Raw genomic sequence first — 21648 nt, forward strand, 5'->3', positions numbered from 1 at the left:
TGCAACTCACAGCAAGAACTTTCAACCACCTTCTTGACGTGCCCTTCTCAACTGCCGCACTGTCACCGGTTGTTGAAACCGAACCCATCCCCCCGGAGCCGCACATGACCAGACACCGCCATCCCGGTGTCCTCCGCCGCGCCCTGGCCGCCGGCACCCTCGCCCTGACCGGCCTCGTGGCCCTGCCCGCCGCCCCCGCCCAGGCCGACGCGACCGCCTCCGGCGACGTCATCGCCCGGCCGCTTCGGCACCGCGGCCGAGTTCGCGAACATGATCGACGCCTGCCACAACGCGGGCGTGAAGGTCTACACCGACGCGGTGATCAACCACACCGCCGCGCAGACCGGCACCGGCTACAACGGCACGACGATCGGCAACAAGTACGACACCCCGGACTGGGACCCCGGCGACTACCACACCTCCGCCGAGTGCAACGACCCCGACCTGATCATCGACGACTGGTCGAACCTCACCGAGATCCAGAACTGCGAACTGCTCGGCCTGCCCGACCTGGAGACCGAGGAGGACGGCGTCCGCTCCCGGATCGCCGCCTACCTCAACAAGCAGCTCGCCCTCGGCGTGGACGGCTTCCGCATCGACGCCGCCAAGCACATGCCGGTCGCCGACCTCAACGCGATCTGGGCGAAACTGGACAACACGACCTCGGGTGCGGAGCCGTACATCTTCCAGGAGGTCTACCCCGGCGCCACCCCGGCCGCGAGCGACTACTACGCCTCCGGCGACGTCCTGGACTTCACCTACGCGAGCCGGGTCAAGTCGGCCGTCCAGGGCAACCTGTCCGACCTGGAGTCGCTGCCCTCCTCCGGGGTCCTCACCCCCGCGGACTCGGTGTCCTTCGTGACCAACCACGACACCGAACGCAACGGTCTCCACCTGAGCTACAAGGACGGCGACACCTACAAGCTCGCCAACATCTTCCAGCTCGCCTACAAGTGGTCCACCCCGACCGTCTACTCCGGCTTCGAGTTCTCCTTCTCCGACCAGGCCCCGCCGAACTCCGGCGGCTTCGTCACGGACACGAACTGCTCCGCCGGCTGGTCCTGCCTGCACCGGGACACCGCCATCACCGGCATGGTGAAGTGGCACAACGCGGTCGGCTCGGAGGCGGTGACCAACTGGTCCACCAAGTCGTCCCAGGTCATCGGCTTCGGCCGGGGCGGCAAGGGCTTCGTCGCGCTGAACAACGGCTCGTCGGCGGCGACGTACACCTTCGCGACCGGTCTGGCCGACGGCACCTACACCAACGTCACCGACGGCAGCTCGACCGTCACCGTCTCCGGCGGCAACGCCACCCTCACCGTCCCGGCGAAGGGCGCGGTCGCCTTCTACGACGGTGCGTTCACGCCCTGCACGACCTGCGAGGAGGAGGACGAGGACGGAACGACGGTCACCGCGACCTTCAACCACTACGCCACCGGTGACCAGGACGTCTACGTCGTCGGCTCGATCCCGGCGCTCGGCTCCTGGGACCCGGCGAAGGCGGTGAAGCTGTCCTCCGTCGGCTACCCGTTCCGGTCGGGCGAGGTGAGCGTGCCGGTGAACACGTCCTTCGAGTTCAAGTACCTCAAGAAGGACGCGGCCGGCAACGTGACCTGGGAGTCGAACGCCAACCGCGCCGCGACCACGGCCGCCTCGGCGCTCACCCTGAACACGTCCTGGAACGTGGCCACCGCCAACGCCACCGACGTCACCTTCAAGGTGAACGCCACCACCGACTGGGGCACCAACGTCTACGTCGTCGGCTCCCTGCCCTCCCTCGGCTCCTGGAACCCGGCCGACGCCATCCCGCTGTCCTCGGCCGCGTACCCGACGTGGAGCAGGCTCGCCATCGTGCCCCGGAGCACGTCCTTCGAGTACAAGTTCATCAAGAAGGACGGCTCCGGGAACGTGACGTGGGAGTCGGGCGCGAACCGCTCGTACACCACGGGCGCGGCGAGCGGCTACACGACCGCCGACACCTGGAAGTGACGGCTCAGCAGCTCGACTTGCCCGCGTAGATCGCCAGCGCGGTGTTCGAGCCCAGGGTGGCGGTGAACTGACCACTGGAGTTCACCGTCACCGTCGTGTTGTTCTGCACGTTGCAGTACGAGCCCGCGGGCAGCGAGGTCTGGTAGGTCCGGGTCAGCGAGGAGGCCTCGTGGTTGATGGCCACGTATCCCTTGCTCCCCCGCCCGAAGGCGATCGCGTCGGCCCCGTTGTCCCACCAGTTGGTGACCGCCTCGCCGCGGGTGGCGTTGCGGAAGGCGACCATGCGCTGGATCTCCGGCCAGGCGTGCTGGCACTTCCAGCCGCTCTGCCAGCAGGCGTCCACCCGGCCGCCGTTCGGCGGGCCCGCGTCGTGGTCGGTGAACTCGTACCCGGAGTTGATGTCGGGCGCGCCGTAGGGCCAGGCCAGCATGAAGACGTTGGCGAGGGTGTAGTTCGCGTTGTCCTTGTAGCTGAGGGTGGAGCCGTTGCGCTCGGTGTCGTGGTTGTCGACGAAGACGCCGGCGCCGGAGCCGTTCAGATAGCCCCAGCCCTCCCCGTAGTTCTTGAGGTAGGCGAGGTTCTCGTTGTTGAAGACCCGCTTGAGGTCGTAGGCGTAGCGGAACTCCTGGACGTCGCCGTTGCCGGTGTACTCGGTGGGCTGGACGGCCTCTCCGCTGCCGTAGATGACCTCCTGCTTCCAGTAGACGGACGGGTTCGTCAGGCGGGACTTGATGTTCGCCAGGTCGGCGGCGTCCATGTGCTTGGCCGCGTCGATACGGAAGCCGTCCACGCCCAGCGACAGCAGGTCGTTCATGTAGCCGGCGATCGCGCCGCGCACGTAGTTCTCGCCGGTGTCCAGGTCGGCGAGGCCGACCAGCTCGCAGTGCTGGACGTGCCAGCGGTCGGCGTAGTTGCTGATCTGGGCGGTGCAGTCGTCGAAGTCGTACGAGGAGTAGAGCCCGGGGTAGTTGTACTTCGTGTACGACGAGCCGCCGGTGCCGGTGCCGTTTCCGGCGGCCATGTGGTTGATGACGGTGTCGACGACGACCTTCACTCCGGCCGCGTGGCAGGTGTCGACCATGTTCTTGAAGGCCGTGCGGTCGCCGAGCCGTCCGGCGATCTTGTAGCTGACCGGCTGGTACGAGGTCCACCACTGGGACCCCTGTATGTGCTCGGCAGGCGGGGAGACCTGCACGTAGCCGTAGCCGGCGGGGCCGAGGCGGGTGGTGCACTCCTTCGCCACCGAGGCGAAGTTCCACTCGAAGAGGACGGCGGTGACGTCCTTGGTGCCGGGCGGGGCGGCTTGGGCCGGGGCGGGCGTGAGGAGCGCCGCCCCGGCGGCGAGCGCGAGGGCCGCGCCCGAGAGGGTTCTGATGCTGGCCATGTGGGGTTCCTTCACCGTTGAAGGGCCTTGCTGAAATCTTTCAGAAACCTTGCGGTGGCCAGATGTTAAAGGCCCGCTGGCCGAAAGGGCAGCGGGCCGTGTGAAGTTACTGCAAGAAGTTACCGAGCCGTGCTGAACCACACCGTGGTGTCGGCGGGCACCTTCACCTCTCCGTCGCCCTCCAGCACCTCACCGCTGGCGAGCAGCAGCCGCCCGTACGCCGGGGTCGTCGCCGACTCGCCGCCGGTGTTGGCGACGCAGACGAACTCCCCGCGCCGGAAGGCCAGCACGCCCTCGGGCGCCTTCAGCCACTCCACGGAGTCCCCCGCACCGAGGTCGGACTGTTCCCGGCGGACGGCCAGCGCCGAGCGGTACAGCTCCAGCGTCGAGCCGGGCACACCGGTCTGCGCCTCCACGCTCAGCTCGGCCCACTCCTGCGGCTGGGGCAGCCAGCTGCCGCCGCTGCCGAAGCCGTACGAGGATCCCGTGCGGGTCCACGGGATCGGCACCCGGCAGCCGTCGCGGAAGCCGTCCTGGCCCGCGCCGCGGAAGTACGCCGGGTCCTGGCGCACCTCGTCGGGCAGGTCGACGACGTCCGGCAGGCCCAGCTCCTCGCCCTGGTAGATGTAGGCCGATCCGGGCAGCGCCAGCATCAGCAGCGTGGCCGCGCGGGCCCGCTTCAGGCCCAGCTCGCGGTCGCCGGCGGTGCGGATCTGGGTGCCGAGGCCGGGCGGGTTGGCGAAGCGGGTGGCGTGCCGGGTGACGTCGTGGTTGGAGAGGACCCAGGTGGCGGGGGCGCCCACCGGGCGCATGGCCTCCAGGGTGCGGTCGATGACCGTGCGCAGCTCTTTCGCGTCCCACTCGGTGCCCAGGTACTGGAAGTTGAACGCCTGGTGCAGCTCGTCGGGGCGGACGTAGTTGGCGGTGCGCTCGACGGTCGGGGTCCAGGCCTCCGCGACGAAGATGCGCTCACCGGCGTACTCGTCGAGGATGAGGCGCCACTGGCGGTAGATCGCGTGCACGCCGTCCTGGTCGAAGAACGGCATGACATCGTTGCCCAGCAGCTTCAGCTGATCGTGGGAGCCCAGGTCGGGCAGGCCCTCGGCCTTCACCAGGCCGTGGGCGACGTCGATGCGGAAGCCGTCGACGCCCATGTCGAGCCAGAAGCGCAGGATCGAGCGGAACTCGTCGCCGACCGCCGGGTGGTCCCAGTTGAAGTCGGGCTGCTCGGGGGCGAAGAGGTGCAGGTACCACTCGCCGTCCGGCATGCGCGTCCACGCCGGGCCGCCGAAGATGGACTCCCAGTCGTTGGGCGGCAGTTCGCCGTTCTCGCCCTTGCCGGGGCGGAAGTGGTAGCGCTCCCGGAGCGGGGAGCCGGGGCCCTCCGCGACGGCGCGCTTGAACCACTCGTGCTGGTCGGAGGAGTGGTTGGGCACCAGGTCGACGATGATGCGCAGGCCCAGCTGGTGGGCGTCGCGGATCAGCGCGTCGGCGTCCAGGAGGTTGCCGAACATGGGGTCGACGGCCCGGTAGTCGGCGACGTCGTAGCCGGCGTCGGCCTGCGGGGAGGCGTAGAAGGGGCTGAGCCACACGGCGTCCACGCCGAGGTCGCGCAGATACGGGAGGCGGGAGCGTACGCCTTCCAGGTCGCCCATGCCGTCGCCGTTGCTGTCGGCGAAGCTGCGCGGATAGACCTGGTAGATCACCGCGTCCCGCCACCAGTCGCGGTGCTTGGCGACGGTGGCGACGGCGGAGTTCGGTGCCGGGTCGGCAGTGTGCTGGCTCATGGCGTCCTTGATCTGTAACCGATTCGAGGTCATGGAGGCGTGGGTACGGCGGCAGGGGTGGGTGACGAGGCGGCCCGGCCACGGCGACAGCGGGGTCGGATGGACACCGCGGCCGGGCCGCCACCCGCGCGGACAGGGCGCGGGAGTCTGAGAGGGACCGGGCGTCAGCCCTTCGTGCCGCCCGCGGTGAGTCCGGTCACCAGGTTCTTCTGCACGAGGTAGAAGAACGCGGACACCGGTATCGCGATGAGCACCGCGGTCGCGGCCATCAGGTTGCGCTGGGCGTCGTGCTCGCTGACGAAGCTCTGCAGGCCGACGGCGAAGGTGTACTTCTCGTCGTCCAGCAGGAACGTGGTGGCGAAGGCGACCTCGCCGAAGGCGGTGATGAAGCTGTAGAAGGCGGCGACCGCCAGACCCGGGCGGGCGAGCGGCAGGATCAGCCGCAGGAAGGTGCCGAACGGGGAGAGTCCGTCGACGCGGCCGGCCTCGTCGATCTCGAAGGGGATGGTGTCGAAGTAGCCCTTGAGCAGCCAGGCGCAGTACGGGACCGCGGTGGAGCAGTAGACGAGGATCAGGCCGAGGTAGGTGTCGATGAGCTGCAGCTCCGACAGGATCTGGTACATCGGCACGATCAGCACGGCGATCGGGAACATCTGGGTGACCAGCAGCACCCACATGAACTTCCGGTAGCCGGGGAAGCGCATGCGGGAGACCGCGTAGCCCGTGGTGGCCGCGATCATCACACCGATGACGGTGGTGCCGAGCGAGACGATCAGCGAGCTCTTCAGCCAGTCGAAGAAGTTCGTCTCCTGGAGCACGAAGGTGTAGTTGTCCAGGGTCATCGTCGACCAGATGCGCCCGGGGTGCAGATAGTCGTCCTTGTCCGGGCCGAGGGACAGGAAGACCAGCCAGGCGATCGGGAACAGCGCGATCAGGCTCGCGACGGTGAGCAGGCCGTGGGAGGCGAGAGTCCCGGCGAGGCTGCGCTCGCCGCGCCGGCGCGCCTTGCGGGGCGCGGGGGCGGGAGCGGCCTGGTCCGCGGCGGCGGACTTGGTGACGGTCGTGGTGCTCATGGGGACTCCTGCCTCAGATCGCGAGCTGCTGCTCATTGCGGTTCAGCCAGCGGCGGTAGAAGGAGGTGAAGACGATCAGGATGCCCAGCAGCAGGATGCCGTAGGCGGCCGACTCGGCGAACTCGCGCGGCTGCTGTCCGAAGCCGAGCTGGTACGCCCAGGTGACCAGGATCTGCGCGTCCGGGGCGGTGTTGCCGAACAGCAGGAAGATGATCGCGAACTGGTTGAAGGTCCAGATGACGCCGAGCAGGATCACGGTGGAGCTGACCGTGCGCAGGCCCGGCAGGGTGACGTAGCGGAACTGCTGCCAGGCGCTCGCGCCGTCCATCTCGGAGGCCTCGTACAGCGTGCTGTCGATCGACTGCAGGCCGCCGAGCAGCGAGACCATCATGAACGGCACACCGCACCAGGTGTTGACCATGATCGCGGCGAACCGCTGCCAGAAGGTGTCCTCCAGCCACGCCGGGGTCGGCAGGTGCAGGAAGTCGAGGGCGGAGTTGATCAGGCCGGTGTCGGCGAGCATGAAGCGCCAGCCGAAGACGGTCACGAAGGTCGGCACGGCCCACGGCAGGACCAGGATCAGCCGGTAGAAGGTGCGGCCGCGCAGCTTCTGGTTGAGCAGCAGAGCGAGGCCGAGACCGATGGTGTAGTGCAGGGCCACACAGGCGGCCGTCCACACGATCGTCCAGATGAAGTGCGACCAGAAGCGGTCGTAGGCGGTCTCGCCCCACAGGATGTCGGCGTAGTTGTCGATGCCGATGAACTTGTAGGTGGCCTCGATCTCGTTGACGCCGATGGTGCGGGCCGTGTTCAGGCTGTCGGCGTCGGTGAGCGTCAGGTAGAAGCCGTAGGCCAGGGGGTACAGCACGAGGGCGCCGAGCACGACGATCACCGGGGCGATCATCGCGTAGGCGTACCAGTACTTCTGGTAGCTGTTCTTGAGACGCCGGCCCAGCCCGGGCCGGGGACCGCGGTCACCGCTCCGCTTGCCGGTCGCGCGGTCGATGGCGACTGTCATGTTCGACACCTTCTGGAAGTTCCGTTACGGCTCACAGGCCGATGGCCGCCGGATCCTTCCCCCTCTGATCTGGAGGATCCGGCGGCCACGCGGGCTTACTTGCTGAAGTCCGGGACCAGCTTGGCGATCGCGGTCTCAGCGTTGCCCAGACCCTCGTCCAGGGACACCTTGCCGCCGGCGATCTTCAGCAGTTCGTCGTCGAGCGGGCCCCACAGCGAGCTGTACTCGGGCAGCGCCGGGCGCGGCTGGGCGGCGGCGAGCACCGTCTGGTAGCCGGCGATGCCCGGGTCGGCCTTGACCTCGGCGGTGTAGGCGTCGTCGCGCGTCGGCAGCGTGTTGTTCTTCAGGGCGATGGTCTCCTGGGCGTGCGCCGAGGTCATGAAGTTCACGAACTTCAGCGCGGCCTTCTGGTGCGCCTCGTCGGAGCCGGCGTAGACGGACAGGTTGTGGCCGCCGGTCGGGGCGCCCGCCTTGCCGGTGGAGCCGGCCGGGACGGTGGCGATGCCGAGGTTGTTCTTGTCCTTGAAGGCGGAACCCTTGTAGAAGTTCGTGATCTCCCACGGGCCCTGGATGATCGAGGCGACCTTGCCGCTGACGAACGCCTCCTGGATGTGGGCGTAGGCGTCGGCGGTGGTGTCGGCCTTGTGCAGGCCCTTGCCGTCGAACAGGGACTCCCAGGTCGCGTAGCCCTTCTTGGCGGCGGGCGAGGTGACCGTGATCTTCTTGGCGTCGACGTCGACGGTGTCGGCGCCCTCGCCGTAGAGGAAGGACTGGGCGTAGTAGGCCTGGGTGGAGCCCCAGTAGCCGTCGACGCCGGTCTTCTGCTTGATCGTGGCGGCGGCCTTCTTCAGGTCGTCCCAGGTCTTGGGGGCCTCGACGCCGGCCTTCTCGAACAGCTCCTTGTTGTAGACCAGGGCGAGGGTGTCCGTGGTGAAGGGGACACCGTAGGTCTTGCCCTCGTACTTGGCCTGCTCGATCAGGTTGGGCTTGAACTTGTCCTGCTCGGCGAGGGCCTCGGTGCCGTCCAGCGGCAGGAAGAAGCCCTTCTTGGCGAACGCCGGGGTCCAGCCGACCTCGGAGCGCAGCACGTCCGGGGCGCCCTTGGAGCCGGCGGCCGTGTCGAACTTGTTCTGCGCCTGGTCGAACGGGACGTTGACGTACTTGACCTTGATGTCCTTGTTGGCGGCCTCGAACTCCTTGACCAGGGCCTGGTACGTCGGCGCCTCGTTCGTCGCGTTGGAGGTGTCCCACCAGGTGATGGTGACCGGCCCGTCCGAGCTGTCGCTGCTGTCGTCTCCGCCGCAGGCCGTCGCCGCGAGGGCGAGGGACGCCACCAGCGCGGTGGCCGCTATGCCACGCCGCATGAGTTCTCCTTGAGGGTGAAAGCCCGTGTGGTGCAGGAGGCGGCCCCGTCTGCCATCTCCCGCCGACTTGCCGACTGCGCCGTTGCGGCCGCCGGGCGACGTGAACGTAACAGCGATGCAATAGTTGCGAAAGACCTTGCAGAAAAAAAGTGCAAGGCATCACCGAAGTTATCCGGGCGTGACCTCTCGTAGATCGCCGTGAGACCGTAGTTCTACGGGGTTGAGCGGGCACGGACCGTGTTGTGCAAGACTCTGCAAGGTCTTGCCGTTGTTTTCATGAGGGGACGCCATGTCGCAGCAACCAGCAGCGCGCCGGTCAAACGCTCGCACCCGGCGTCCGGTTGGTGGGCAAGGTGAGACCCGGCCGGTACAGTCCCACCCTGTGACCACACGGCTTGCGGACATCGCTGCGCAGGCGGGGGTGAGCGAAGCGACCGTCAGCCGCGTCCTCAACGGGAAGCCGGGCGTCGCCGCCACCACCCGCCAGTCGGTGCTGGCCGCACTCGACGTACTGGGCTACGAGCGCCCGGTGCGGCTGCGGCAGCGCAGCGCCGGCCTGGTGGGGCTGATCACCCCCGAGCTGGAGAACCCGATATTCCCGGCCCTCGCCCAGGTCATCGGACAGGCGCTGACCCGGCAGGGCTACACCCCGGTGCTCGCCACCCAGACCCCCGGCGGCTCGACCGAGGACGAGCTGACCGAGATGCTGGTGGACCGCGGGGTCGCGGGCATCATCTACGTCTCCGGACTGCACGCCGACACCACCGCCGACATGCAGCGCTACGAGCAGCTGCGGGCGCAGGGCGTGCCGTTCGTCCTCGTCGACGGCTTCTCGCCGAAGGTGCAGGCGCCGTTCATCTCCCCCGACGACCGGGCGGCGATGACGCTGGCGGTCACGCATCTGGTCTCCCTCGGCCACACCCGGATCGGGCTGGCCCTCGGCCCGAAGCGGTTCGTGCCGGTGCAGCGCAAGATCGAGGGCTTCGTCCGGGCCATGCAGGACCAGCTGGGGCTGGCCGCCGACGTGGTCGAGACCGAGCTGATCCAGCACTCGCTGTACACCCTGGAGGGCGGCCAGGCCGCCGCCACCGCGCTGATCGACCGGAACTGCACGGCCGTGGTGTGCGCCAGCGACATGATGGCGCTGGGCGCGATACGCGCGGCCCGCCAGCTCGGCCTCGACGTCCCGAAGGACATCTCCGTCGTCGGCTTCGACGACTCCCCGCTGATCGCCTTCACCGACCCACCGCTGACCACCGTCCGCAAGCCGGTGCCGGCCATGGGCCAGGCCGCGGTCCGCACGCTCCTCGAGGAGATCGGCGGGACGCCAGCGCCGCACAGCGAGTTCGTGTTCATGCCGGAGCTGGTGGTGCGCGGTTCGACCGCTTCGGCCCCTGGGGACCGGAATCGTCCGTAAGTCGTCCGTAAGGCGGAGAACGCGGGCCGGACGCCGTGCGCGCGTAGTACGGGCAGGTGTCCGCCCGGCGTAGAACGTGCGACCGGGACCCGACCGGGGGATGATCGGTGAGGGAACGCTTTTCTGGCAGACTCTGTGCTCATGAGTGAGACGACCGTGACGACACTGGAAGGCCAAGAGAAGGCCGTTCCGCAACCCGTCGCGGACGATGTCGCGGACAAAACGGGGCAGACGACACAGACCCTGTTGGGTCGACTGCGGACCCCGCGCCGTCCCCGGGTGTGGTTCGAGATCCTGCTGATCGCGGTGAGTTACTGGACGTACTCGCTGATCCGCAACGCCGTGCCGGAGCAGAAGGCGGAGGCGCTGCGCAACGCGGACTGGATCTGGAAGGCCGAGCAGCAGCTCGGCATAGCCGTGGAGCAGGCCGTCAACCACGCCGCCAACGCCGTGACTTGGCTGATCGTGGGCATGAACTACTACTACGCGACACTGCACTTCGTGGTGACGCTGGGTGTGCTGGTGTGGCTCTACCGCAGCCATCCGGGCCGCTACGCGGCGACGCGTCTGGTGCTGTTCGCGACCACCGGCGTCGCACTCGTCGGCTACTACCTGTACCCGCTCGCCCCGCCCCGGCTGATGAACGGCGGCCGCTTCATCGACACCGTGCTGGTCCACCAGACCTGGGGCTCGATGGCGTCCGGCGACCTGAAGAACATGTCCAACCAGTACGCCGCGATGCCGTCGATGCACATCGGCTGGTCCCTGTGGTGCGGACTGACCCTCTTCGCGCTGACCACCGTCCCGTGGGTGCGGATCCTGGGCCTGCTCTACCCGGCGACCACCCTCGTCGTCATCGTCGCCACCGCCAACCACTTCTGGCTGGACGCGGTGGGCGGCGTCCTCTGCCTCACCTTCGGATACGGCGTGGCCCGGGTCTGGTACGGCGCACTGCCGCACGCCCTGCCACGGCTGGTGCACGCGCCTGCACGACGGACGCTCCTGCCCACGAAGGCCTAGCCCGGCCCTCCGGGCCGCTACGCCCCGGCCCCCTCCCGCGCCGCCTCCCGCAGCGCCTCCACGAACGCGGTCAGGGCCGGTTGCGGGGGTGCCGTCGGGCGTACGGCGGCGTGGATCGTACGGGCCTGCCCGGGGGCCTTCAGGCGGCGTACGGCGACCTCCGGGTGGCGGCCGCCGAGGCCGAGGCGGGGGATCAGGGTGACGCCGAGGCCCGCCGCGACGAACCCCTGGGCGGTGGCGTAGTCCTCGCTGTCGACGACGAACCGGGGCCGGAACCCGGCCGCCGCGCAGGCCGCGAGCTGGGCGTCGAGGCACGGCCCCGGCCACTCGCTGCCCACCCACGGCTCCTCCGCCAGCTCCGCCAGGTCCACGCTCCGCCGCGCCGCCAGCGGGTGCCCCTTGGGCAGCACGGCGAGGTAGGGATCGTCCAGCAGATGCAGCAGCCGTACGCCGTCCTGGCCGCCCGCCTCGGGCCGCCCGACCACGAGGGCCAGATCCGCCCGCCCCTCCCGTACGTCCGGCAGCGGATCCCCGGGGTCCGCGAGCCGTAGCTCGACCCGCACCCCCGGATGCAGCGTCCGCAGCCGCGCCACCGCCGGGGCGACCAGCGCCGCGCCCGCCGTCGCGAAGTACCGCACCGACAGCCGCCCGGTGCGCCCCGCCAGCAGATCGGCGAGCGCGGTCTCGGCCTCGGCGACCTGCCGGGCGATCGCGTCGGCGTGCTCGGTGAGCAGCACACCCGCCGCCGTCGGCCGCACCCCGCGCCCCACCCGCTCCAGCAGCGCCACGCCGGCCTCCTTCTCCAGCGCCGCGATCTGCTGGCTGACCGCGGACGGCGTGTACCCGAGCCGGGCCGCCGCCGCGGTCACCGAGCCGCTGCCGACCACGGCCAGCAGCACCTGCATCCGTCGCACATCAAGCGTCATACAGCTGAGCTTAACGACCATCCAGAACTTTTCACTTGTCCTGAAACCGGACGACGACGACCGTGGAGTGCATGCCCCTCGCCTCCAGCCTCCGCATGGCCGTCCTCGCCCTCCTGTGGGGCTCCGGCTTCCTCTGGATCAAGCTCGCTCTCAATCACGGCCTCTCCCCCGCCCAGATCACCATCGCGCGCTGCGCCCTGGGGACCGCCGTCCTGCTGGTCCTGGCCCGCTGGGCCGGCCAGCGGCTGCCCCGCGACCGGGCCACGTGGCGCCGTCTCGTGGTGGCCGCCCTGTTCTGCAACGCCCTGCCGTTCGCGCTGTTCAGCCTCGGCGAGCAGACCGTCGACTCGGGGATCGCGGGCGTCCTGAACGCGACGACGCCCCTGTGGTCCCTGCTGATCGGCGTCCTGCTCGGCACCGACCGGGGTCTGGGCCGGGTCCGCCTGGCCGGACTGCTGCTCGGCTTCGCCGGGACCGTGCTGATCTTCGCGCCGTGGCAGCGCTCCGGCCTGCTGAGCTGGGGCGCGGCGGCGCTGCTGGCCGCCGCCGCGAGCTACGCCGTGGCGTTCGCGTACATGGCCCGGCACCTCACCGACCGCCGGGCCCCGCTGGCGCTGTCGGCGGCCCAGCTGCTCACCGCGACCGCCTGGAGCACCCTCGCCCTGCCGGTGGCCGGCCCGCTCGACGCCGATCCCACCGCGCTGCTGGCGGTCACCGCCCTCGGGGTGCTCGGCACCGGCGTGACCTTCCACCTCAACTACCGCCTCATCGCCGACGAGGGCCCGACGAGCGCGGCGACGGTCGGCTATCTGCTGCCGGTGGTGTCGGTGGCGCTGGGCGCGCTGGTGCTCGGCGAGGACGTGGGGGCGCGGGTGGTGGTGGGGATGGCGGTCGTGCTGCTGGGAGTGGGGATGACACGGTGGACGTCGGCCGAGCGGGACGCGGCGCCCGAGAGCGTCGGCTCACCGCGGAAGGTGACTCACGCCCCGTAGAACAGCTCCTCGACCACGCCCCGCGCCCGGCGCGTCGTACGCCGGTACGCGTCGAGCATGTCGCCCACGTGGCCCGGCCCGTACCCGAGGTACCGCCCCACGGCGGCCATTTCCCGCACGTCCGACGGGAAGGTGTCCCCCGCCCGGCCCCTGACCAGCATCACCGCGTTGCGCACCCGGGTGGCCAGCACCCAGGCCTCGTCCAGGATCGCCGCGTCCTCGGCGGAGATCAGACCGGCCTCGCGGGCCGCCGCCAGCGCCTCGCGCGTCCGCGGTGTGCGCAGCGCCTCGTGGGCCGCGCCGTGCCGCATCTGGAGGAGCTGCACGGCCCACTCGACGTCGGACAGTCCGCCCGGACCGAGCTTCGCGTGCAGCTTGGGGTCGACGCCCCTGGGCAGCCGCTCGGCCTCCATCCGGGCCTTCAGCCGCCGGATCTCCCGTACGGCCTCGTCGGGGAGCCCGCGGGCGGGGTAGCGGAGGGGGTCGATCAGCTCCACGAACCGCCGGCCCAGGTCCTCGTCGCCGGCGACCGGCTCGGCCCGCAGCAGCGCCTGCGACTCCCAGACCAGGGACCAGCGGCGGTAGTACGCCTCGTACGACTTCAGGGACCGGACGAGCGGCCCCGACTTGCCCTCGGGCCGCAGGTCCGCGTCGATCAGCAGGGGCGGGTCGGCGCTGGGGATCTGCAGCAGCCGGCGCATCTCGGCGACGACCCGGTTGGCGGCCTCCCCGGCCTCCCGCTCGTCGACTCCGTCGCGCGGCTCGTGCACGAACAGCACGTCCGCGTCGGAACCGTAGCCCAGTTCGTGACCGCCGAAGCGGCCCATGCCGATGACCGCGAACCGGGTCGGCAGCTCGTCGCCCCAGCCGTCGCGGACCACCGCGCGGAGCGTCCCCGCGAGGGTGGCGGCGGTCAGGTCGGACACGGCCGCGCCCACCCGGTCCACCAGGGCGCCCTGATCGGCCTCGGCGGGCTGGGCCTCGGTGCCGTAGGAACCGACGATGTCGGCGGCGGCCGTACGGAACAGCTCCCGGCGGCGTACGCCACGCGCCGCGGTGACCGCCTGCTCGCCGTTCCCGGCGCGGCCGACGGCGGCGAGGATCTCCTGCTCGAGGTGGGCGCGGGTGCGGGGCTCCAGGCCCGCGCCGTCGCCGTCGCCGAGCAGCGCGACCGCCTCCGGGGCGCGCATCAGCAGGTCGGGGGCGAGCCGGCCGGCGGACAGCACGCGGGCGAGGTTCTGCGCGGCGGCGCCCTCGTCGCGCAGCAGCCGCAGATACCAGGGCGTCTTGCCGAGCGCGTCCGACACCTTGCGGAAGTTGAGCAGGCCCGCGTCCGGGTCGGCGGAGTCCGCGAACCAGCCGAGCAGCACCGGCAGCAGGGTGCGCTGAATGGCGGCCTTGCGGGTGACCCCGGAGGCCAGCGCCTCCAGGTGGCGCAGGGCGGCGGCCGGATCGGCGTAGCCGAGGGCTACCAGGCGTTCCCGCGCCGCCTCGGGGCTGAGCCGGGCCTCGCCGGGGGCGAGCTGGGCGACCGCGTCGAGCAGCGGCCGGTAGAACAGCTTCTCGTGCAGCCGGCGTACGACGGCCGCGTGCCGCTTCCACTCGCGGTTCAGCTCGGCCACCGGATCGGTGCGCAGCCCCAGCGAGCGTCCGAGCCGTCGCTGGTCGGCCTCGGCCTCGGGCACCAGGTGGGTGCGGCGCAGCCGGTACAGCTGGATGCGGTGCTCCATGGAGCGCAGGAAGCGGTACGCGTCCTCCAGCTGGGCGGCGTCCGCGCGCCCCACGTACCCGCCGGCGGCGAGCGCGCGCAGCGCGTGGAGGGTGGTCCCGCTGCGCAGCGAGGCGTCCGCCCGCCCGTGCACCAGCTGGAGCAGCTGCACGGCGAACTCGACGTCCCGCAGCCCGCCGGGACCCAGCTTCAGCTCGCGCTCGACCTCGGCGGCCGGGATGTTCTCCACCACGCGCCGCCGCATCTTCTGCACGTCGGCGACGAAGTTCTCCCGCTCGGCGGCCTGCCACACGAGCGGTTCCAGGGCGGCGACGTACTGCTCCCCCAGCTCCAGATCACCGGCGACCGGGCGGGCCTTGAGCAGGGCCTGGAACTCCCAGGTCTTGGCCCAGCGCTGGTAGTAGGCGAGATGGCTGGAGAGCGTGCGCACGAGCGGGCCGTTGCGCCCCTCGGGCCGCAGATTGGCGTCGACCGGCCAGATCGAGCCCTCGACGGTGGTCTCGGAGCAGATCCGCATCATCTGCGAGGCGAGCCTGGTGGCGGCCTTGAGGGCCTTGCTCTCGTCGGCGCCCTCCGCGGCCTCGCCGACGAAGATGACGTCCACGTCGGAGACGTAGTTCAGCTCGTGGCCGCCGCACTTGCCCATGGCGATCACCGCCAGCCGGCACAGCGCGGCCTCCTCGGGCGCGGCGGCCCGGGCCAGCCGCAGCGCGGCCCGCAGCGTGGCGGTGGCCAGGTCGGCCAGCTCGGCGGCGGTCTCGGCGACATCGGTCGTGCCGCACACGTCACGGGCGGCGATGGACAGCAGACAGCGCCGGTACGCCACCCGCAGCGCGACCGGGTCGTCGGCCTCGGCCAGCCCCCGCTCGAACTCCTCCACCCCCGGATGCAGGTCCCGGGGCTCGTACATGACCAGCGCCTGCCAGTCCCCGGCGTGCCGGGCCAGGTGCTCGCCGAGCGCGGCGGAGGCGCCGAGCACCCCCAGCAGCCGGTCGCGCAGCGGCTTGGCCGCTATCACCGTGTCGAGCAGCTTCCGGCGGGCGGCGGGGTCCGGCTGCGCCTCCAGCAGCCGCAGGAGCCCCCGCAGGGCCAGATCCGGGTCGGCGGTGGCGCCCAGCGCCTCCAGCAGGACGGGGTCGTTGCGCACCGGCGCCAGCTCGTCGCTGTCCAGCAGCCGCTCGGCGGAGGTGGCGTCGGTGAAGCCGTGCCGCAGCAGCCGCGTGAAGGTACTGCTCCTGCGCCCCGGCGCCGTCATCCCAGGCCTCCCGTTCCGGATCACTGTCGTACGAGCCGAGCCTAACCGCAGCGGGGTGCGCGGGCTCCGATGAGTTCGAAGGGCGGACGGAGTCTCTCCTTCTGAACGTTGGGAGGACGGCTCATGACGATGACCACCGGCGGAGAGCCGCACACTCTGCTCGATCCGCGCTACAGCGACGAGACGGCCACCGCGACGCCGTGGCCGGAGGCCGAAAGGCTGCTGTCGGCGGCCGAACTCTTCTGGATCTCGACGGTACGCCCGGACGGCCGCCCGCACGTGACCCCGCTGCCGGCCGTCTGGTCGGCGGGGGCACTGCACTTCTGCACGGGCCCCGAGGAACGCAAGGCCCGCAACCTGGCGGAGAACCCACACGTGGTCCTGACGACCGGCACCAACACCTGGAACCAGGGCTACGACCTGGTGGTGGAGGGCGAGGCGGTGCGCGTGACGGACGACGGGCGGCTGCGCGAGCTGGCGGCGGCATGGGAGGAGAAGTACGGCGACTTCTGGCACTTCGAGGTACGGGACGGCTTCTTCCACCACGGCCCCGGACACGCCGTCGTGTACCGGGTGGCACCGCGGACGGTCTTCGGCTTCGGCAAGGGTCGGCCGTTCAGCCAGACACGGTGGCGGTTCGGTGATAGGTCTGTATGACGCCGGCGTCGACGAAGGAGTCACGTGATGGACATGGCCCTCACCCTGGAAGTCATTCCGCTGCCCGTGAGCGACATCGACCGCGCCCGGGACTTCTACCGCGACAAGGTCGGCTTCCACGTCGACATCGACCAGGAGGTCATGCCGGGCATGCGCATCGTCCAGCTGACCCCGCCCGGCTCCGGCTGCTCCATCGCCCTCGGCGACAGCATCTGGGAACTCACCAAGGGCCGGAAGCCGGCCCCCGGCTCCTACCAGGGCCTCCAGCTGTGCGTGGCCGACATCGAGGCGGCCCGGGTGGAGCTGGTCGGGCGGGGCCTGGAGGTGTCGGAGCCGGTCCGCTACTCCCCCGACGACGGCGCGACGTTCATGTACTTCACGGACCCCGACGGGAACGGATGGTCCATCCAGGAGTACCGCAGGCGCGCGAAGGAGCCGCTGTACCAGGTACTGGCGGAGCTGGCGCGGAAGCAGCAGCAGTAGGTCGGGCGGGGCGGTGGGGGTACAAGGGGGCGGACCGGAGGCGATCAGCCACGGAGCGAGGCTCTGGGCACCTGCCTCCAGCGATGGTGTATCAGCACGATGACGCATGCCGCTGAAGGACCACAGGCTGCCACCGGGTGGTTGCGGTCGGCATAGTTCAGGCGAGGCGCAGGTCGACCCACGGGATGGTGTCGCCCGGCAGCAGATACCGCTCGATCTCGACGAAGCCGTGCTTCTCGGCGAACCGCAGTCCTTCCTCATTGGAGGAGAGGACGACGGTCTCGATCACCTCGGCGCCCAGCTCCCGGCCCCGGTGAAGGCCACGGGTGTAGAGCCGCTCCCCGAACCCCTGCCGCCGGTGAGCGGGGAGCACGCGGGCGATGACGGTGGCCGTCAGGCTGTCGTCCGTCGGCGGGCGAACCGTACTGCACCCCACGAGCACGTCGCCGAGATACGCGACCTCCAGGTGATGACGCTGGGCGCGCTCGCGTATCTCGTCCCACCGGCGTATGAGCGGCGAAGCCTCCCCGAGCCGGCGACCCGGAGGCGCATTGGCCCCACTAGTCCGATTTAACGATATTAAGCGTGTCTCGATCGAGGGTGCTCAGCGACCCAGCGCGCGCAGGCCAAGCTCGCACTCGACTACGGGGAAGCCCCCGAAATCGATGCAAGGAGCACGTACATGAGTCCTAAGTTCAGAGGGACTGCTCTGCTCGGGCCACTGGCGCAAGACGTCATCAGGAAGACCGGCATGCTCGTCTCGCTCGCGGTTGTGATGGCGGCCGGCGCGGCCGTCCCCGCAGCGGCAGCGGAGCAGAGCGCAAGCCCTCGCACCGCCGTGTCGCCGGGCAACGGCCCATGCAAGAGCGATCAGCCGGGGAAGAAGCCCGGGTCCGGCGACAACAACGACAACGACCCGTGCCACAACGGGGGTCCCAAGCCTCCGCCTCCCCCCGGGAACGCGTGCGGCCCCGCCGTCGACTCGACGCAGCCCAACGGCAATGAGCAGTATCTCGCCGCGCTCAACGACGGGGTGCCGTTCGCCGGTAAACGCGACGTCACCCCCAACCCGGAGAACACGCTCATCACCTCAGGCCCGGCCAACGCCCCCGGCTGGACGGACCTCAGCACCATCAGCGGCTTCCCCGACGACTCCCCGGTCTGCGACGTCTCGGTCGACGCCAACGGGAGTGACGCGTTCTACAAGATCATCACCTTGGACGGTGACGTCTACACCCTGCACTGCAACGGTGCGGGTCAGACCCTCGTGTGTCCCGCCCCGGCACAGGGGCAGATCCCTCAGTCCCAGTGGAGGGAAGTGACAGACCTGCCGAACTCGCCCTGAGCTCGGCCGGTTCCCCGGGGCCGGCGGTCCGATGACCGTCGGCCCCCGGGGACGAATCAGCAGCGCACCCGCCCTGGCCCGCGCCTACAGCACCGGCAGGTTCTTCCGCAGCTCGAAGGCCGTCACCTCGCTGCGGTACTCCTCCCACTCCTGGCGCTTGTTGCGCAGGAAGAAGTCGAAGACGTGCTCGCCGAGAGTCTCGGCGACGAGGTCGCTGCGCTCCATGAGGGTCAGGGCCTCGCCGAGGTTCTGGGGCAGCGGTTCGATGCCCATCGCGCGGCGCTCGGCGTCGGAGAGGGCCCAGACGTCGTCCTCGGCGCCCGGCGGGAGTTCGTAGCCCTCCTCGATGCCCTTGAGGCCGGCGGCCAGGAGGACGGCGTAGGCGAGGTAGGGGTTCGCGCCGGAGTCCAGGGAGCGGACCTCCACCCGCGCCGAGCCCGTCTTGCCCGGCTTGTACATCGGGACGCGGACCAGGGCCGAGCGGTTGTTGTGGCCCCAGCAGATGTAGGAGGGGGCCTCGCCGCCGGCGCCCGCCGTGCGTTCGGAGCCGCCCCAGATGCGCTTGTAGGAGTTCACCCACTGGTTGGTGACCGCGGAGATCTCGGCGGCGTGACGGAGCAGGCCCGCGATGAAGGAGCGGCCGACCTTGGAGAGCTGGTACTCGGCGCCGGACTCGTAGAAGGCGTTCCGGTCGCCCTCGAAGAGGGACAGGTGGGTGTGCATGCCGCTGCCCGGGTGCTCGGAGAACGGCTTCGGCATGAACGTCGCCTGCACACCCTGCTCCAGCGCCACCTGCTTCATGACCAGGCGGAACGTCATGATGTTGTCGGCCGTCGAGAGGGCGTCGGCGTAGCGCAGGTCGATCTCCTGCTGGCCCGGCGCGCCCTCGTGGTGGGAGAATTCGACGGAGATACCCATCGACTCCAGCATGGTGATCGCCTGGCGGCGGAAGTCCATGCCGATGTTCTGCGGGGTGTGGTCGAAGTAGCCGGAGTTGTCGGCCGGTGTCGGCCGGGAGCCGTCCAGCGGCCGGTCCTTCAGCAGGAAGAACTCGATCTCCGGGTGGGTGTAGAAGGTGAAGCCCAGGTCGGAGGTGCGGGCCAGGGCGCGCTTGAGGACGTAGCGCGGGTCCGCGAAGGACGGCGAGCCGTCCGGCATGAGGATGTCGCAGAACATACGGGCCGTGCCGGGGGCCTCCGCGCGCCAGGGCAGGACCTGGAAGGTGGAGGGGTCCGGCTTGGCGATCATGTCGGACTCGTAGACCCGGGCGAAGCCCTCGATCGCCGAGCCGTCGAATCCGATGCCCTCGTCGAAGGCCTGCTCCAGCTCGGCCGGGGCCACGGCAACGGACTTGAGGAAGCCCAGCACGTCCGTGAACCACAGGCGTACGAACCGGATGTCGCGCTCCTCCAAGGTCCGGAGCACGAACTCCTGCTGCTTGTCCATCTTCCGCTTCCCCATCCTTGCTGGTCAGGCCGCCTGCCCCGCGCACCACCGGGAGGCGGTCGGGCACCTGAGCATCCCACCACAACACCATTTCATGCGCGTTGCGGACCTTGATCGGCCGGCCGACCCCGGTCTGAACGGCTCGGGTACGGCAGGTGTACGGCGCTGTACGGCGCTGATCCCCATCTTGCCTGCTCGCACCGGCATCCGTAATGGCCGCCGGGTGCCCGGCGCCCGGTCCGGGCCGCGCCCGGTCCCGTGGGGTGTGGATCGGGCCATTCCGCATGCATTCCCGTGACCTCCCTACAAGATCACCGGTGTACCCCATTACGATCAGCGCACCCGTCCGTCTCCCGCTTCCCAGAAGGGCCGGCCCCATGGGTTCCGCCAAGAACAAGAGCAGTGCGGCGCGCCAGGCGCGCATAGCCGAGATGCGGCGCGCCGAGCAGGCCCGCGAGCGCCGCAACCGGATCCTCACCATCGGCGCCAGCGTGGTGATCGTCGCCGCTCTCGTCGTCGGCGGTGTCGTGCTCGTGCAGTCGCAGTCCGACGACTCCGGCAACACGGCGAGCGACGACAAGACCACGGGCAAGTTCGTCACCGCCTCGGACGGCGTCCGGACGTGGGAGGGGACGCTGTCCCGCAACCACGTCAAGACGGACGTGAAGTACACCGCGGAGCCCCCGGTCGGCGGTGACCACCACCGGGCGTGGATGAACTGCAACGGCGACGTCTACACCAAGGAACTGAACAACGTGAACGCCGTGCACTCGCTGGAGCACGGCGCCGTCTGGGTGACGTACACCAGCAAGGCCGACAAGGCCGACGTCGACAAGCTGGCCGAGAAGGTCAAGAAGACGCCGTACACGCTGATGAGCCCGAACGAGGAGCAGAAGGACCCGATCATGCTGACGGCCTGGGGCCACCAGCGGACGGTGACCGGCGCGGACGACCCGAACGTCGACAAGTTCTTCCAGAAGTACGTGCAGGGCGAGCAGACTCCCGAGAAGGGCGCCGCCTGCACGGGCGGACTGCCGCAGTGAGGCACGAGCCGTAAGGCGCGAGCGGTGAGGCACGAACAGTGAGGCACGAAGTGGAGCGGGCACAGTGAGGCAGGCGCAGGCCGGCTGGATCGCGGGCGCCGCGGCGGCGGCGCTCGTCGCGGCCGGCGCGATCACCTACGCGGTCGCCTCGGACGGCGGCGCGGACGAGGTGCCCGCCGCCGACTCCGCGGACGCCGGCTTCGCACGCGACATGGCGGTCCACCACCAGCAGGCCGTGGAGATGTCGTACATCGTGCGCGACCGCACCGACGACGAGGAGGTGCGGCGCCTCGCCTACGACATCGCGCAGACCCAGGCCAACCAGCGCGGCATGCTGCTGGGCTGGCTGGACCTGTGGGGCCTGCCGAAGGTGTCCGGCGAGCCGATGAGCTGGATGGGCATGGGCGGCGCGCCGTCCAAGGGCGACGGCTCGCTGATGCCGGGCATGGCGACGAACGACGAGATGGCGCAGCTGGGCAAGCTCAACGGCAAGGCCGCCGAGATCTACTTCCTCCAGCTGATGACCGACCACCACAAGGGCGGCATCCACATGGCCGAGGGCTGTGTCGCGAAGTGCACGGTGAAGGTGGAGAAAGACCTGGCCCAGGGCATGGTCGACGCGCAGCAGTCGGAGATCGACCTGATGGCCGACATGCTGGCCGAGCGGAGCGCGAAGGCGCGCTGAGCCGCGGCGGGCGCGGGCCGGGATGTGGGCCGGGC

Annotated in this window: 18 protein-coding genes and 1 pseudogene; 9 read left to right on the plus strand and 10 right to left on the minus strand. The window is 70.2% G+C overall.

What is annotated here, in order from left to right; all coding sequences use genetic code 11:
- Positions 1–62: 62 nt before the first annotated feature.
- Positions 63–272, minus strand: a complete 210-nt coding sequence (locus ACZ42A_RS01615) for a hypothetical protein (RefSeq protein WP_468525107.1) — start codon at positions 270–272, stop codon at positions 63–65.
- Here ACZ42A_RS01615 and ACZ42A_RS01620 point away from each other — a divergent pair.
- Positions 271–1989, plus strand: a complete 1719-nt coding sequence (locus tag ACZ42A_RS01620; protein ID WP_468525108.1) for a carbohydrate-binding module family 20 domain-containing protein — start codon at positions 271–273, stop codon at positions 1987–1989. The genes ACZ42A_RS01615 and ACZ42A_RS01620 overlap by 2 nt on opposite strands.
- Before the next feature lie 4 nt (positions 1990–1993).
- On the opposite strand, the gene ACZ42A_RS01625 is transcribed toward ACZ42A_RS01620, so the two are convergent.
- The 5 genes from ACZ42A_RS01625 to ACZ42A_RS01645 form a co-directional block, all read right to left on the minus strand.
- Positions 1994–3373 carry an alpha-amylase gene (locus ACZ42A_RS01625; RefSeq protein ID WP_468525109.1) on the minus strand — a complete coding sequence of 460 codons (1380 nt, stop codon included), beginning with the start codon at positions 3371–3373 and terminating at the stop codon, positions 1994–1996.
- 119 nt (positions 3374–3492) lie between these two features.
- Positions 3493–5160: a glycoside hydrolase family 13 protein gene (locus tag ACZ42A_RS01630; protein ID WP_468525110.1), complete on the minus strand. Its 1668-nt coding sequence runs from the start codon at positions 5158–5160 to the stop codon at positions 3493–3495.
- 164 nt (positions 5161–5324) lie between these two features.
- Entirely contained in the window at positions 5325–6233 is a 909-nt protein-coding gene (locus ACZ42A_RS01635; RefSeq protein ID WP_468525111.1) for a sugar ABC transporter permease, read from the minus strand.
- 13 nt (positions 6234–6246) lie between these two features.
- Positions 6247–7251, minus strand: coding sequence for a carbohydrate ABC transporter permease (locus ACZ42A_RS01640; protein WP_468525112.1), 1005 nt, complete (start codon positions 7249–7251; stop codon positions 6247–6249).
- A gap of 95 nt (positions 7252–7346) precedes the next feature.
- Complete coding sequence (locus tag ACZ42A_RS01645; protein ID WP_468525113.1) at positions 7347–8615, minus strand: extracellular solute-binding protein; 1269 nt, start codon at positions 8613–8615, stop codon at positions 7347–7349.
- Positions 8616–8997: 382 nt separating this feature from the next.
- Between ACZ42A_RS01645 and ACZ42A_RS01650 the strand changes: the two genes are divergently transcribed.
- Complete coding sequence (locus ACZ42A_RS01650; RefSeq protein ID WP_468525114.1) at positions 8998–10032, plus strand: LacI family DNA-binding transcriptional regulator; 1035 nt, start codon at positions 8998–9000, stop codon at positions 10030–10032.
- Positions 10033–10173: 141 nt separating this feature from the next.
- Positions 10174–11052, plus strand: a complete 879-nt coding sequence (locus tag ACZ42A_RS01655) for a phosphatase PAP2 family protein (RefSeq protein WP_468525115.1) — start codon at positions 10174–10176, stop codon at positions 11050–11052.
- A gap of 17 nt (positions 11053–11069) precedes the next feature.
- Here ACZ42A_RS01655 and ACZ42A_RS01660 read toward each other — a convergent pair whose 3' ends face one another.
- Entirely contained in the window at positions 11070–11957 is an 888-nt protein-coding gene (locus ACZ42A_RS01660) for a LysR family transcriptional regulator (RefSeq protein ID WP_468526107.1), read from the minus strand.
- Between the two features lie 92 nt (positions 11958–12049).
- Here ACZ42A_RS01660 and ACZ42A_RS01665 point away from each other — a divergent pair, with 92 nt between their 5' ends.
- On the plus strand, positions 12050–12970 hold the full coding sequence (locus ACZ42A_RS01665; protein ID WP_468525116.1) for a DMT family transporter: 921 nt from the start codon (positions 12050–12052) through the stop codon (positions 12968–12970).
- On the opposite strand, the gene ACZ42A_RS01670 is transcribed toward ACZ42A_RS01665, so the two are convergent.
- The gene (locus ACZ42A_RS01670) at positions 12958–15954 is read right to left on the minus strand and encodes a bifunctional [glutamine synthetase] adenylyltransferase/[glutamine synthetase]-adenylyl-L-tyrosine phosphorylase (RefSeq protein ID WP_468525117.1); all 2997 of its coding nucleotides are present in this window, start codon (positions 15952–15954) and stop codon (positions 12958–12960) included. The genes ACZ42A_RS01665 and ACZ42A_RS01670 overlap by 13 nt on opposite strands.
- 129 nt (positions 15955–16083) lie before the next feature.
- Between ACZ42A_RS01670 and ACZ42A_RS01675 the strand changes: the two genes are divergently transcribed.
- The gene (locus ACZ42A_RS01675) at positions 16084–16611 is read left to right on the plus strand and encodes a pyridoxamine 5'-phosphate oxidase family protein (RefSeq protein WP_468526108.1); all 528 of its coding nucleotides are present in this window, start codon (positions 16084–16086) and stop codon (positions 16609–16611) included.
- Positions 16612–16644: 33 nt separating this feature from the next.
- A complete protein-coding gene (locus tag ACZ42A_RS01680) occupies positions 16645–17094 on the plus strand; it encodes a VOC family protein (RefSeq protein WP_468526109.1) in 450 nt (149 codons plus the stop codon).
- Positions 17095–17251: 157 nt separating this feature from the next.
- Here ACZ42A_RS01680 and ACZ42A_RS01685 read toward each other — a convergent pair.
- A pseudogene (locus ACZ42A_RS01685) lies at positions 17252–17593 on the minus strand (GNAT family N-acetyltransferase); the annotation flags it as partial.
- Positions 17594–17776: 183 nt separating this feature from the next.
- Here ACZ42A_RS01685 and ACZ42A_RS01690 point away from each other — a divergent pair.
- The gene (locus ACZ42A_RS01690; protein WP_468525118.1) at positions 17777–18439 is read left to right on the plus strand and encodes a hypothetical protein; all 663 of its coding nucleotides are present in this window, start codon (positions 17777–17779) and stop codon (positions 18437–18439) included.
- A gap of 84 nt (positions 18440–18523) precedes the next feature.
- Here ACZ42A_RS01690 and glnA read toward each other — a convergent pair whose 3' ends face one another.
- Entirely contained in the window at positions 18524–19885 is a 1362-nt protein-coding gene (gene glnA, locus ACZ42A_RS01695; protein WP_468525119.1) for a type I glutamate--ammonia ligase, read from the minus strand.
- A 377-nt stretch (positions 19886–20262) separates the two neighbouring features.
- Between glnA and ACZ42A_RS01700 the strand changes: the two genes are divergently transcribed.
- The gene (locus ACZ42A_RS01700) at positions 20263–20928 is read left to right on the plus strand and encodes a DUF3105 domain-containing protein (RefSeq protein WP_468525120.1); all 666 of its coding nucleotides are present in this window, start codon (positions 20263–20265) and stop codon (positions 20926–20928) included.
- Between the two features lie 64 nt (positions 20929–20992).
- Positions 20993–21613 carry a DUF305 domain-containing protein gene (locus ACZ42A_RS01705; protein ID WP_468525121.1) on the plus strand — a complete coding sequence of 207 codons (621 nt, stop codon included), beginning with the start codon at positions 20993–20995 and terminating at the stop codon, positions 21611–21613.
- Positions 21614–21648: the final 35 nt, after the last annotated feature.

This window comes from Streptomyces sp. NPDC030838, from assembly GCF_055572035.1.

What these genes read in the sequence shown, in the direction of transcription:
- ACZ42A_RS01680 (WP_468526109.1), top strand. Translation starts at nt 16,645, where the DNA reads ATGGCCCTCACCCTGGAAGTCATTCCGCTGCCCGTGAGCGACATCGAC.
- ACZ42A_RS01625 (WP_468525109.1), bottom strand. Translation starts at nt 3,373, where the DNA reads ATGGCCAGCATCAGAACCCTCTCGGGCGCGGCCCTCGCGCTCGCCGCC.
- ACZ42A_RS01675 (WP_468526108.1), top strand. Translation starts at nt 16,084, where the DNA reads ATGACCACCGGCGGAGAGCCGCACACTCTGCTCGATCCGCGCTACAGC.
- ACZ42A_RS01665 (WP_468525116.1), top strand. Translation starts at nt 12,050, where the DNA reads ATGCCCCTCGCCTCCAGCCTCCGCATGGCCGTCCTCGCCCTCCTGTGG.
- ACZ42A_RS01640 (WP_468525112.1), bottom strand. Translation starts at nt 7,251, where the DNA reads ATGACAGTCGCCATCGACCGCGCGACCGGCAAGCGGAGCGGTGACCGC.
- glnA (WP_468525119.1), bottom strand. Translation starts at nt 19,885, where the DNA reads ATGGACAAGCAGCAGGAGTTCGTGCTCCGGACCTTGGAGGAGCGCGAC.
- ACZ42A_RS01690 (WP_468525118.1), top strand. Translation starts at nt 17,777, where the DNA reads ATGAGTCCTAAGTTCAGAGGGACTGCTCTGCTCGGGCCACTGGCGCAA.
- ACZ42A_RS01660 (WP_468526107.1), bottom strand. Translation starts at nt 11,957, where the DNA reads ATGCAGGTGCTGCTGGCCGTGGTCGGCAGCGGCTCGGTGACCGCGGCG.
- ACZ42A_RS01700 (WP_468525120.1), top strand. Translation starts at nt 20,263, where the DNA reads ATGGGTTCCGCCAAGAACAAGAGCAGTGCGGCGCGCCAGGCGCGCATA.
- ACZ42A_RS01645 (WP_468525113.1), bottom strand. Translation starts at nt 8,615, where the DNA reads ATGCGGCGTGGCATAGCGGCCACCGCGCTGGTGGCGTCCCTCGCCCTC.
- ACZ42A_RS01670 (WP_468525117.1), bottom strand. Translation starts at nt 15,954, where the DNA reads ATGACGGCGCCGGGGCGCAGGAGCAGTACCTTCACGCGGCTGCTGCGG.
- ACZ42A_RS01635 (WP_468525111.1), bottom strand. Translation starts at nt 6,233, where the DNA reads ATGAGCACCACGACCGTCACCAAGTCCGCCGCCGCGGACCAGGCCGCT.
- ACZ42A_RS01620 (WP_468525108.1), top strand. Translation starts at nt 271, where the DNA reads ATGATCGACGCCTGCCACAACGCGGGCGTGAAGGTCTACACCGACGCG.
- ACZ42A_RS01630 (WP_468525110.1), bottom strand. Translation starts at nt 5,160, where the DNA reads ATGAGCCAGCACACTGCCGACCCGGCACCGAACTCCGCCGTCGCCACC.
- ACZ42A_RS01655 (WP_468525115.1), top strand. Translation starts at nt 10,174, where the DNA reads ATGAGTGAGACGACCGTGACGACACTGGAAGGCCAAGAGAAGGCCGTT.
- ACZ42A_RS01615 (WP_468525107.1), bottom strand. Translation starts at nt 272, where the DNA reads ATGTTCGCGAACTCGGCCGCGGTGCCGAAGCGGCCGGGCGATGACGTC.